Source organism: Actinomadura meyerae (assembly GCF_900188445.1).
Lineage (GTDB): Bacteria > Actinomycetota > Actinomycetes > Streptosporangiales > Streptosporangiaceae > Spirillospora > Spirillospora meyerae.
The window spans coordinates 42,249-53,977 of sequence record NZ_FZOR01000052.1 but is presented as its reverse complement, the minus strand read 5'-3'; the positions used below and the strand labels follow the sequence as shown (position 1 = coordinate 53,977).

Sequence of the window (11,729 nt, the reverse complement as noted above, 5' to 3'; positions counted from 1 at the left end):
GAACAAGAACGCCACATCTTCGACCTCATCGGCGAAGGCCTCACCAACCGCCAGATCGGCGAACGCCTCTACCTCGCCGAAAAGACCGTCAAGAACTACATCTCCAGCATCTTCGCCAAGCTCGGCATGAGCCGCCGCACCCAGGCCGCCGCACTCGCCGCCCAGCTCAAGGCCGACCGCAGGGACTCGCACGAATAGCTGAACTTCCGCCGCCGGGCCGTCCCGCCCCCGCCGCGCGGGCGTCGCCGCCGCGTCCGGGGGCATGAAGCGGACGATTCGCGGGACCGCGGTCGCCGGGGAGTCCGCCCCCGCGCGCCTCGCCGGAGGGGGCGCGGGCCGAGGGTGACAGGAGGATGGGATGACGACGGCTCTCGCGCCCTACCGCAGGCCGGCCGAGGACGTCGTGCGCGACCTCGGCGGCGACGCGTCCCGCGGGCTGACCGCCGCCGAGGCGGCCGCCCGGCTGGAGCGGGATGGGCCGAACACGCTGCCCGCCGCGCGCGGGCGCGGGCCGCTGCTGCGGTTCCTGCTCCAGTTCAACAGCCCGCTGATCTACGTCCTGCTCGCGGCGGCGGCCGTGACCGCGCTGGTCGGCGAGCACGTGGACGCGCTGGTGATCCTGGGCGTGGTGATCGTGAACGCCGTGGTCGGGTTCGTCCAGGAGTCGCGGGCGGAGAGGGCGCTGACCGCGCTCGCCGCGATGGCGCGCACGACGGCGGTCGCCGTCCGGGACGGCGCGCCGGTCCGGGTCCCGGCGGCGGACCTGGTGCGCGGCGACCTGGTCGTGCTGGAGGCCGGCGACAAGGTCCCGGCCGACCTGCGGCTGCTGCGCACCGACGAGCTGGCGGTGGACGAGTCGGCGCTGACCGGCGAGTCGGCGCCGGTCGCGAAGGACCCGGCGCCGCTGCCCGAGGTCGCCCTCGGCGACCGGGCCGCGATGGCGTTCTCCGGGACGCTGGTGGCGGCGGGCCGGGGCGCCGGGCTGGTCGTGGCGACCGGCGCGGACACCGAGCTCGGCGGCATCAACCGGCTGGTGCAGGGCACGGCGGCGGTGCGGACCCCGCTGACCCGCAAGATCGCCCACTTCAGCCGGGTGGTGACGGTCGCGATCCTGGTACTGGCCGCCGCCACCTTCGCGATCGGGGTGCTGCGCGGCCGGGGCGTGACCGAGATGCTCACCGCGGCGGTCGCGCTCGCCGTCGGCGCGATCCCCGAGGGCCTGCCCGCCGTCGTGACGATCACGCTGGCGCTCGGCGTCGCGCGGATGGTGCGGCGCGGCGCGATCGTCCGGCACCTGCCCGCCGTCGAGACGCTCGGCGGCACGACCGTCATCTGCACCGACAAGACCGGCACGCTCACCCAGAACCAGATGACCGTCACCGCGATCAGCGCGGGCGGGCGCGACTACACCCTCACCGGCACCGGCTACGCCCCGCACGGCACGGTCGAGCACGACGGCCGCGCGGTCGACCTCGCCGAGCACCCCGCGCTCCGGGAGACGCTCGCGGCGGGGCTCGGCTGCAACGACGCCCGGCTCGCCGAGACCGGCGGCGGCTGGCGTATCACCGGCGACCCCACCGAGGGCGCCCTCCTCACCAGCGCCGCCAAGGCCGGGCTCGACCGCGTCCCGGAGCGGACGGCGACGCTCCCGTTCAGCTCCGAGCGCCGCTACATGGCGACGCTGCACGAGGACGGCACCGTCTACGTCAAAGGCCAGCTCGAACGGGTCCTCCAGCTCTGCGGCGACGCCGCCGGGCCCGGCGGCGAGCCCGTGCCGCTGGACGCGGACGCCGTGATCGCCCGCGCGGAGGCGTACGGCGCCGAGGCCCTGCGCGTCCTGGCGTTCGCCCGGGGTCAGGGCGACTCGCTGGACGAGCTGCCCCGGCTGACCTTCCTCGGCCTTCAGGCGATGCTCGACCCGCCCCGCGAGGAGGCCGCCGCCGCCGTCCGGACCTGCCACGACGCCGGCATCCAGGTCAAGATGATCACCGGTGACCACGCGGCCACCGCCGCCGCCATCGGCGAGCGCGTCGGGCTGGCGGGCGAGGTCATGACCGGCGCCGAGCTGGCCGGGGACGTCTCGCCCGAGCGGGTGCGGGCGACCACGGTCTTCGCCCGCGTCTCCCCCGAGCAGAAGCTCCGCCTCGTCCAGGCGCTGCAGAGCACCGGGCACGTCATCGCGATGACCGGCGACGGCGTCAACGACGCGCCCGCGCTCAAGCAGGCCGACATCGGCGTGGCGATGGGCCGCAGCGGCACCGACGCCGCCAAGGAGTCGGCGGACATGGTGCTGACCGGCGACGACTTCGCGTCCATCGAGCAGGCCGTCGAGGAGGGGCGCGGCGTCTTCGACAACCTGGTGAAGTTCATCGTGTGGGCGCTGCCGTCCAACATCGGGCTCGGCCTCGTCCTCGTCGCGGCGATCGTCGCCGGGACCGCGCTGCCGATCCTGCCGCTGCAGGTGCTGTGGCTGAACATGACCGCGGTGCTCGTCCTCGGCCTGCCGTTCGCCGTCGAGCCGAAGGACGAGCACATCATGCGCCGCCCGCCGCGCGACCCGGCGCTGCCGCTGCTCACCCGCGCGATGACCGCCCGCATCCTGCTGGTGTCGGGGATCCTGCTGGCCGGCTCCTTCGGGCTCCAGCACTGGGAGCGCGGCCACGGCGCCTCCCCCGAGGTCGCGCAGACGATCGTCGTCAACGTGTTCGCGCTGACCCTGCTCACCTACATGTTCAACTGCCTGTCCCTGGACCGGCCGCTGCTGTGGCGGGGCGTCCGCCGCAACCCGTGGATCGCCGTCAGCGTCGCCGCCCTCGCCGCGCTCCAGGTCCTCTACACCTACACGCCCGGCATGAACGACGTGTTCGGCTCCGCACCGCTCGGCGCCGCCGCCTGGGCGCGCATCGCGGTCATCGCGGTGGTGTCGTACCTGCTGGTGGAGGCCCTGAAGCTCGCCCAGCGCCGCCGCTGACCTGCGCGCGCCGCGCGGGGCCCCGGACCTGCCGTCCTTGGTCCCCTTCCGCGCGGGACCTTCGGCCCTGTGGCCCCCGCCCCCGCGGCGGAAGCCTGGTAACGCACAGCGCCGGCTCGTGGAGGTGTGCGGAATGCTCCATCCGTTCGCGACGCACGTCGGGGTGCGCCGCCTGGTCACCGCGGCCATCGCGGCGCCGTCGGTGCACAACACCCAGCCCTGGCTGTTCCGGCTCGACCGCGACGCGTCGGTCCTGGAACTGCACGCGGACCTGGACCGCACCCTGCCGGTCATCGACCCCGCGGGCCGCGCCCTGCACATCAGCTGCGGCGCCGCCCTGCTCAACCTGCGGCTCGCGGTCCGGTCGACCGGGCACCGCCCGATGGTCGAGCGGTTCCCCGACCCCGAGCGGCACCCGGCGCTGCTGGCGTCCGTCCGGGCGGTGGAGGCGACGATGCCGTCGCCGGGGCAGGCCGAGCTGTACGCGGCCATCCCGCACCGGCGCACCAACCGCGGCCCGTTCGGCAAGCGGCGGGTGCCGCAGGCCGTCCGGGACGAGCTGCTGGCCGCCGCCCAGGAGGAGGGGGCGGTGCTCGCCCTGCCCGGCCCCCAGACCACCGCTTACCTGCTCAGCCTGATCGCCGCGGCGGACGCGAAGCTCGCCGCCGACCCCGCCTACCGCGACGAGCTGGCCGCCTGGACACCGGGCCGGACCCGCGGCGACGGCATCCCCTGGTACGCCTTCGGGCCGCGGCCGAGCGGGCGGGGGCTGCCGCTGCGCGACTTCGGGCTGTCCGGGCCGTCCGCAGGGCGGAGCCGCGACGACTTCGCCGCGCGGCCGCAGCTCGGGGTGCTGCTCACCCGCGGCGACGGCCCCCGGGACTGGCTGCTGGCCGGGCAGGCCCTGCAGCGGGTCCTGCTCACCGCCGAGCGGCGCGGCGTGTCGGCGTCGCTGCTCACCCAGCTCCTGGACGGGCGCGGCCCCGCGACGTCCGGGCCCTGCCCGAACGGGCACATCCAGGCCGTCATCCGGTTCGGCTACGGGCAGCCCGTGCCCGGCACGCCGCGCCGGCCGTTCCCGGAAGTCCTGGAACGCGTCTGATCCGCGACCGGACGCTACCGGACGCGCCCGATCCGAACCGAGAGAGGCGAACGATGCCCACACCCGTCCAGGAGTCCACCACGGTGCCCCGGCCGCGCGACACCGAGCGGGCCCGGATGCCCGACGCGGCCCTGCCCCGCATCATCCAGGGCGGCATGGGCGCGGGCGTCTCGGGATGGCGGCTGGCGCGCGCCGTCGCGCGGACCGGGCAGCTCGGCGTGGTGTCCGGGGTGGCGCTGGACGCCCTCCTCGCGCGCGGCCTCCAGACCGGCGACGAGGGCGGCCACCTGCGCCGCGCGCTCGCGCACCTGCCGCTCCCGGGGGTGGCCGAGCGGATCCTGGAGCGCTACTTCGTGCCCGGCGGGATCGAGCCGGGTCGGCGGTTCCGGCCGGTGCCGAAGCTCGGGCTGCGGCCGAACCGGACCCGCGACGAGCTGACCGTCGCGGGGAACTTCGCCGAGGTGTGGCTCGCCAAGCAGGGGCACGGCGGCCCGGTCGGCGTCAACTACCTGGAGAAGATCCAGCTCGCGACACCGGCCGCCGCGTACGGGGCGATGCTGGCGGGCGCCGACTACGTCCTGATGGGCGCGGGCATCCCGAGCGAGATCCCCGCGCTGCTGGACGCGCTCGCCGCCGGGTCGCCGGGGAAGGTCACGGTCGACGTCGCGGGCGCCGCCGAGGGCCGCCCGTTCGCCTTCGACCCCGCCTCGCTGGCCCCGCCGGGGACGGAGGCGCCCCGGCCGCGGTTCCTGGCGATCGTGTCGTCGCCCGTCCTGGCGATGTACCTGCACCGGTCGCCCGCCACCCGCCCGGACGGGTTCGTGCTGGAGTCGGCCGTCGCGGGCGGGCACAGCGCGCCGCCGCGCGGGCGGCTGCGCCTCGACGAGAACGGCGAACCCGTCTACGGCAAGCGGGACCGCATCGACCCCGCGAAGGTCGCCGCGCTCGGCCTGCCGTTCTGGCTCGCGGGCGGGCACGCCCGCCCCGGCGCGCCGGACGAGGCGCAATCCGCCGGCGCGGCGGGCGTCCAGGCCGGCAGCGTGTTCGCGCTGTCCCGGGAGTCCGGCCTCGACCCGGAGCTGCGGCGGCGGCTCATCGCGCGGGCGCTGGACGGGACGCTCCGGGTCCGCAACGACCCCCGCGCCTCCTCGACCGGGTTCCCGTTCAAGGTCGCCGAACTGCCCGGCACGCTCTCCGATCCGGACGTCCACGCGGCGCGCCCCCGGCTGTGCGACCTCAGCTACCTGCGGACCCCCTACCTCAAGCCGGACGGGACGGTCGGCTACCGCTGCCCCGCCGAACCCGTCGACGCCTACGTCCGCAAGGGCGGCGCCGCCGAGGACACCACCGGGCGCCGCTGCCTGTGCAACGGGCTCGTCGCGAACACCGGCCGCGGCCAGCACCGGCCGGACGGCTACACCGAGCCGCCGCTGCTGACCCTCGGACAGGACCTCGGCTTCCTGCCGGAACTCGTCCGGGCGGCCGGAGCCGACTACTCCGCCGCCGACGCCGTCGACTACCTCCTCGGCCGATGAAGGAGATCCGCACGCCCCGCCACGACTCCGGCGACCGGCCGTTCATCGTGATCTGGGAGGCCACGCGGGCGTGCCCCCTGGCCTGCCGGCACTGCCGCGCCGAGGCCCGGCCCGACCGCGACCCCGGCGAGCTCACCACGACCGAGGCGCGCGGCCTGATGGCGCAGGTCGCCTCGTTCGGCCGGCCGGCGCCGGTGTTCGTCATCACCGGCGGCGACCCCTTCCAGCGGCCCGACCTCTACGAACTCGTCCGGCACGGGACCCGGCTCGGGCTGCCGGTCGCGGTCTCCCCGTCCGGCACGCCGACGCTCACCGCGGCGGGCCTGGCCCGGCTCCGGGACGCGGGCGCGCGGGCGATCTCGCTGAGCCTCGACGGGTCGACGGAGCGGATCCACGACGCGTTCCGAGCGACGCCCGGCGTCTACGGCTGGACGCTGGACGCCTGGCGCGCCGCCCGCGACCTCGGCCTGAAGGTCCAGATCAACACGACGGTCGCCGGGCACAACCTCACCGACCTGCCGGAGATCGTGCGGCTCGTGCGGGAGATGGGCGCGCTGACGTGGAGCGCGTTCCTGCTCGTCCCGACCGGGCGCGGCAGGCTGCTGCCGGGGCTCGACCCGCTCCAGGTGGAGGACGTCCTGAACTTCGTCTACGACGCGGGCGCCCACATTCCCGCCCGGACGACCGAGGCCCACCACTTCCGCCGGATCGCCGTCCAGCGGGAGATCCTCGCGCGGCACGGCGCCGACCACGCCGAGGTGCTGGGGCTCGGGCCGCTCTACGCGACGCTGCGGCGGCGGCTGGACGAGCTCGACCTGCCGGTGCGGCGCGCCCGGCGCCCGCCCATGGACGTCGGCTCGGCACGCGGGTTCGTGTTCGTCTCGCACCGGGGCACCGTCCACCCGAGCGGGTTCCTGCCCGCCGCGGCCGGCGACGTCCGGCGGGAGCCGCTGCCGGACATCTATCGGCACGCGCCGCTGTTCACGGGCCTGCGCGACACCGCCAACCTCACCGGGAAGTGCGGCGCCTGCGAGTTCCGGACGATCTGCGGCGGCTCCCGCTCGCGCGCCCTCGCGGTGTCGGGCGACCCCTACGCGGCCGAGCCCTGGTGCTCCTACGAGCCCGGCTCGTTCCCCTACCCGGACGACCTCGCCGCCCACGGCCTCCCGATGCCCCGGCCCCACCGGACATGACCCCGCCGGACATGACCCCGCCGGACATGACCCCGCCGAACCCGGCCCCCAACCGGACATAACCGCTGTGAGCTGGGTAGATCCTGGAACAGGCATCCGATCCAGAAGGCTGGGCGAGGGACATGTTCCAGATCGAGGACATCCGGGAGTGGCGCGGCCGGCCCGTGCTCGACGAGTCCGGGAGCAAGGTCGGCGAGCTGGAGGCCGTCTACGTCGACACCCTCACCGACCAGCCGGCCTTCGCCACCATCAAGACGGGCATGCCGATGCGGCAGCGGCTGGTGTTCGCGCCGCTCGACGGGGCGACGGTCGGGCCGGACCACGTCCGGGTCGCCCACCCGAAGAAGCAGATCAAGACCGCGCCCGCGATCGACACCGACGGCGAGCTGCTCGCCGCCGACGAGGGCGCGGTCTTCGCCCACTACGAGCTGGCCTACCAGGCCGCGCCGGACGAGCGCCGGCTCGCGCGCCGCTGAGCGCCGGCCCCGTTCCGGGAGGGAGCGCACCGTGGCACTGTTCCTGTTCATCCTGCTCATCGCGGTGGCGCTGGGCATCATCGGCGTCGTCGTGAAGGGCCTTTTCTACCTGCTGATCATCGGGATCGTGCTTTTCCTGATCAACCTGGTGCTGAGCGGCCTGCGGATGGGGCACCGCCGGGGCTCCCGCCCCACCCGCTGACGGCCCGGCGCGCCACCCCCATCCGGGCGGCCTGTGCCCGGGCCCGCGCCCGGCGCCGGATGTTTGCGATAACAACAACCGGGTCACGGTTGTGACGCGGGCCACGGGGGCCCTTGACATGCCAGTGTGACCGGTAACACTGTGACCGGGACACCGGCACCACCCCCGAGGTGAGACGTTGAAGCACAGGAAGCTCGTCAGCCTGGCGCTGGGCCTCGGCCTCGCGCTCGGCATGACCGCGTGCGGCTCGACCCAGAAGACCGTCGACAAGGAGAAGGCCGACAAGAAGCCGGCGGCGGGCGCGCTCGTCGGCGTCACGATGCCCACCCGCTCGTCCGAACGCTGGATCCACGACGGCGACAACCTCAAGAAGCAGCTGGAGCAGCTCGGCTACAAGGTCGACCTCCAGTACGCCGAGAACGACATCCCCACCCAGGCCAACCAGATCGACAACCAGATCACCAAGGGCGCCCGGCTGCTGGTGATCGCGTCCATCGACGGCACCGCGCTCACCACGCAGCTCCAGAAGGCGGCCGACAAGGGCGTCCCGGTCATCTCCTACGACCGGCTGATCCGCAACTCCCCGAACGTCGACTACTACGCCACCTTCGACAACTACAAGGTCGGCGTCCTGCAGGCGACGTCCCTGCTCGCCGGCCTCGGGCTGAAGAAGCCGGACGGCTCCGAGGGCACCGCGAAGGGCCCGTTCAACATCGAGGTCTTCGCCGGCTCGCCCGACGACAACAACTCCACGTACTTCTACAACGGCGCCATGGACACCCTGAAGCCATACCTCGACCGGAAGGCCCTCGTCGTCAAGAGCGGCCAGACCGACTTCAAGACGATCGCGACGCTCCGCTGGGAGGCCGAGCGGGCGCAGAAGCGCATGGAGGACCTCCTCACCCGGCACTACGGCGGCGGGACGAAGGTGAACGGCGTCCTGTCCCCCTATGACGGGCTGTCGATCGGCATCCTGTCGGCGCTGAAGTCCAACGGCTACGGGACGCCCGGCCAGCCCTACCCGGTCGTGACCGGCCAGGACGCCGAGGTCGCCTCGGTCAAGTCGATCATCGCGGGCGAGCAGTACTCCACCGTCTACAAGGACACCCGGCAGCTCGCCGCGGTCACCGTGAAGATGGCGGACGCCGTGCTGAAGGGCGGCAAGCCCGAGGTGAACAACGTCAAGGACTACGACAACGGCGTGAAGGTCGTGCCGTCCTACCTGCTCAACCCGGTCGTCGTGAACAAGGGCAACTACAAGAAGGAGCTCATCGACACCGGCTACTACACCGAGGCCCAACTGGGGTGACAGCGGGGCGGGCGCCCCCCGGAACCTCTCCCGGGGCGGCGCCCGCCCGTCCGCGAGGAGAACCATGACCGACGCGATACTGCGGATGCGCGGCATCACCAAGACCTTCCCCGCGGTCACCGCCCTCCAGGACGTGAACCTGGAGGTGCGGCGCGGCGAGATCCACGCGATCTGCGGCGAGAACGGCGCCGGGAAGTCGACGCTGATGAAGGTGCTGTCCGGCGTCCACCCGCACGGCGACTACACCGGCGAGATCGAGTTCGAGGGCGAGCCCTGCCGGTTCTCCGGCATCCGCGACAGCGAGCAGCGCGGGATCGTCATCATCCACCAGGAGCTGGCGCTCAGCCCGTACCTGTCGGTCGCCGAGAACATCTACCTCGGCAACGAGCGCCGCGGGCGGTTCGGGCTGATCGACTGGAACCGGACCAACGCCGACGCGGCCCGGCTGCTGGAGCGGGTCGGGCTGCGCGAGAACCCGGTGACGCCGGCGATGGAGCTCGGCGTCGGCAAGCAGCAGCTCGTCGAGATCGCCAAGGCGCTGTCGAAGCGGGTGAAGCTGCTCATCCTGGACGAGCCGACCGCCGCGCTGAACGACGCCGACTCCGCGCACCTGCTCGACCTGCTGCGCGGGCTGCGGGACGAGGGCATCACCTGCGTGATCATCTCGCACAAGCTGAACGAGATCCGCGCGATCGCCGACTCCACGACGATCCTGCGGGACGGCCGGACGATCGAGACGCTCGACATGCGCTCCGGCGTCTCGGAGGACCGCATCATCGCCGGGATGGTCGGCCGCGACCTGGAGCACCGGTTCCCCGAACGCGTCCCCGCGATCGGCGACGAGGTGCTGCGGATCGAGGACTGGACCGTCCACTCCCCCACCCAGCACGGCCGGGTCGTGGTGGACCGGGCCTCCCTCACGCTGCGCCGCGGCGAGATCGTCGGGCTCGCGGGCCTGATGGGCGCGGGCCGCACCGAGCTCGCGATGAGCGTGTTCGGCCGCAGCTACGGCACCGGGATCAGCGGCCGCGTCTACAAGGACGGCGAGGAGATCTCGGTCCGCACGGTCACCGACGCGATCCGGCACGGGATCGCCTACGCGACCGAGGACCGCAAGACCTACGGCCTCAACCTCATCGAGGACGTCAGGCGGAACGTCTCCGCCGCCGGGCTGCGCGGCCTCGCGCGGGCCGGCTGGGTGGACGCGGGCCGCGAGTACGCGACCGCCGAGCGGTTCCGCACCGAGCTGAACATCAGGACGCCGAGCGTCCTCACCCCGGCCGGGCAGCTCAGCGGCGGCAACCAGCAGAAGGTCGTCCTGTCCAAGTGGATCTTCACGGACGCGGACGTGCTGATCCTGGACGAGCCCACCCGGGGCATCGACGTCGGCGCCAAGTACGAGATCTACTCGATCATCAACCGGCTGGCCGACCAGGGCCGCGCCGTGCTGGTGATCTCGTCCGAGCTGCCGGAGCTGATCGGGATCTGCGACCGCCTGTACGCGATGGCCGAGGGCCGGATCACCGGCGAGGTCACCCGCGCCGAGGCGACCCCCGAGCGGCTCATGCAGTTCATGACCCGGCAGACCCAGCAGACGGCGCCGGCCCGGCAGACGGAGCAGACGGAGCGGATCGAGCCCGCCCGGGAGGACGGGCCGGCCCAGCGGACCGAGGAGACCAGAGCATGAGCAGCGTCGCACCGGCCGGGAAGGCCCTGGCACCGCCGCCTGCGGAGCGGCCGAAGCAGGGCCGCGGCCTGCCGGTCAACCTGCGGCAGAGCGGGATCTACATCGCGTTCGCGCTGATCGTGGCGCTGTTCGCGGTGCTCACCGACGGGCAGCTGCTGTCCCCGCAGAACATCTCCAACATCATCGTCCAGAACTCCTACATCCTGATCCTCGCCATCGGGATGATCCTGATCATCATCGGCGGGCACATCGACCTGTCGGTGGGGTCGGTGGTCGCGGTGACCGGCGCGATCGCTGCGGTGCTGATGGTCGAGCACGACGTGCCGTGGCCGCTCGCGATCCTGCTGACGCTGCTCGCCGGCGCGGCGATCGGCGCGTGGCAGGGGTACTGGATCGCCTACTTCGAGATCCCGGCGTTCATCGTGACGCTGGCCGGGATGCTGGTGTTCCGGGCGCTGACCCTCACCATCCTCGGCAACCAGGGCATCGGCCCGTTCCCGGACGAGGTGCGCACGATCGCGAACGGCTTCCTGTCCGGCTACCTCGGCAACATCGGGCTCGGTCCGCTCGGCGGCGCCGACCTGTTCACGCTGCTGGTCGCGCTGGCGCTGGTCGGCGGGTACGTGGCGCTCGGCTGGCGGAACCGGCAGGGGCGCATCCGGTACGGGCAGCAGGTCGAGCCGCTCCCCGTGTTCGCGCTGCGCAACGCCCTCGCGGTCGTGGTCGTCATGTTCATGGCCGTGCAGCTCGCCCGGTTCAAGAACATGCCGTGGGTGCTCGTCCTGCTGGGCGCGCTGGTGCTCGGCTCCACGCTGGTGATGAACCGGGCCGTGTTCGGCCGGCACGTGTACGCGCTCGGCGGCAACCCGCTCGCGGCGCGGCTGTCCGGCATCAAGGTGAAGTCGGTGTCGTTCTGGCTGTTCGTCAACATGGGCGTGCTGTCGGCCGTCGCCGGGATCGTGTTCGCGGGACGGCTGAACCAGGCGGGCCCGACCGCCGGGAACATGTTCGAGCTGGACGCGATCGCGGCGGCGTTCATCGGCGGCGCGGCCGTGCAGGGCGGGGTCGGCAAGGTGGTCGGCGCGATCACCGGCGGCCTGATCATGGGCGTGATCAACAACGGGATGTCGCTGCTCGGCGCGCCGAGCGAGCGGGTCATGCTGATCAAGGGGCTGGTGCTGCTGGCGGCGGTGGCGTTCGACATCTGGGCCAAGCGGCGCGCCGGGACGTCGCGCTGAGCGGGCCGCCCGGGGA

10 protein-coding genes are annotated in these 11,729 nt (G+C 73.4%); all 10 read left to right on the top strand.

The window, feature by feature from the left end; translation table 11 throughout:
• Positions 1–198: response regulator transcription factor (locus tag CHF16_RS35015; protein WP_143228241.1), on the top strand; the 198-nt coding region annotated here is incomplete at its 5' end.
• Positions 199–358: 160 nt separating this feature from the next.
• A complete protein-coding gene (locus CHF16_RS35010; protein WP_089330471.1) occupies positions 359–2,971 on the top strand; it encodes a cation-translocating P-type ATPase in 2,613 nt (870 codons plus the stop codon).
• A gap of 133 nt (positions 2,972–3,104) precedes the next feature.
• Positions 3,105–4,073 carry an Acg family FMN-binding oxidoreductase gene (locus CHF16_RS35005; protein ID WP_089330470.1) on the top strand — a complete coding sequence of 323 codons (969 nt, stop codon included), beginning with the start codon at positions 3,105–3,107 and terminating at the stop codon, positions 4,071–4,073.
• A 53-nt stretch (positions 4,074–4,126) separates the two neighbouring features.
• Complete coding sequence (locus CHF16_RS35000) at positions 4,127–5,608, top strand: beta/alpha barrel domain-containing protein (RefSeq protein WP_245869715.1); 1,482 nt, start codon at positions 4,127–4,129, stop codon at positions 5,606–5,608.
• Positions 5,605–6,801 (top strand): TIGR04053 family radical SAM/SPASM domain-containing protein, encoded by a 1,197-nt coding sequence (locus CHF16_RS34995; RefSeq protein WP_089330469.1) that lies wholly within the window; start codon positions 5,605–5,607, stop codon positions 6,799–6,801. The genes CHF16_RS35000 and CHF16_RS34995 overlap by 4 nt, the downstream gene beginning before the upstream one ends.
• A gap of 122 nt (positions 6,802–6,923) precedes the next feature.
• Positions 6,924–7,277, top strand: coding sequence for a PRC-barrel domain-containing protein (locus CHF16_RS34990; RefSeq protein ID WP_089330468.1), 354 nt, complete (start codon positions 6,924–6,926; stop codon positions 7,275–7,277).
• A gap of 31 nt (positions 7,278–7,308) precedes the next feature.
• Positions 7,309–7,479 (top strand): hypothetical protein, encoded by a 171-nt coding sequence (locus CHF16_RS40650; RefSeq protein ID WP_179271853.1) that lies wholly within the window; start codon positions 7,309–7,311, stop codon positions 7,477–7,479.
• A 178-nt stretch (positions 7,480–7,657) separates the two neighbouring features.
• Positions 7,658–8,788 (top strand): multiple monosaccharide ABC transporter substrate-binding protein, encoded by a 1,131-nt coding sequence (gene chvE, locus CHF16_RS34985; RefSeq protein WP_245869714.1) that lies wholly within the window; start codon positions 7,658–7,660, stop codon positions 8,786–8,788.
• Between the two features lie 64 nt (positions 8,789–8,852).
• Complete coding sequence (mmsA, locus tag CHF16_RS34980) at positions 8,853–10,475, top strand: multiple monosaccharide ABC transporter ATP-binding protein (RefSeq protein WP_089330467.1); 1,623 nt, start codon at positions 8,853–8,855, stop codon at positions 10,473–10,475.
• Positions 10,472–11,713, top strand: coding sequence for a multiple monosaccharide ABC transporter permease (gene mmsB / locus CHF16_RS34975; protein ID WP_089330466.1), 1,242 nt, complete (start codon positions 10,472–10,474; stop codon positions 11,711–11,713). The genes mmsA and mmsB overlap by 4 nt, the downstream gene beginning before the upstream one ends.
• Positions 11,714–11,729 lie beyond the last annotated feature (16 nt).

What these genes read in the sequence shown, in the direction of transcription:
- CHF16_RS35010 (WP_089330471.1), top strand. Translation starts at nt 359, where the DNA reads ATGACGACGGCTCTCGCGCCCTACCGCAGGCCGGCCGAGGACGTCGTG.
- mmsB (WP_089330466.1), top strand. Translation starts at nt 10,472, where the DNA reads ATGAGCAGCGTCGCACCGGCCGGGAAGGCCCTGGCACCGCCGCCTGCG.
- CHF16_RS35000 (WP_245869715.1), top strand. Translation starts at nt 4,127, where the DNA reads ATGCCCACACCCGTCCAGGAGTCCACCACGGTGCCCCGGCCGCGCGAC.
- CHF16_RS34990 (WP_089330468.1), top strand. Translation starts at nt 6,924, where the DNA reads ATGTTCCAGATCGAGGACATCCGGGAGTGGCGCGGCCGGCCCGTGCTC.
- mmsA (WP_089330467.1), top strand. Translation starts at nt 8,853, where the DNA reads ATGACCGACGCGATACTGCGGATGCGCGGCATCACCAAGACCTTCCCC.
- CHF16_RS34995 (WP_089330469.1), top strand. Translation starts at nt 5,605, where the DNA reads ATGAAGGAGATCCGCACGCCCCGCCACGACTCCGGCGACCGGCCGTTC.
- CHF16_RS35005 (WP_089330470.1), top strand. Translation starts at nt 3,105, where the DNA reads ATGCTCCATCCGTTCGCGACGCACGTCGGGGTGCGCCGCCTGGTCACC.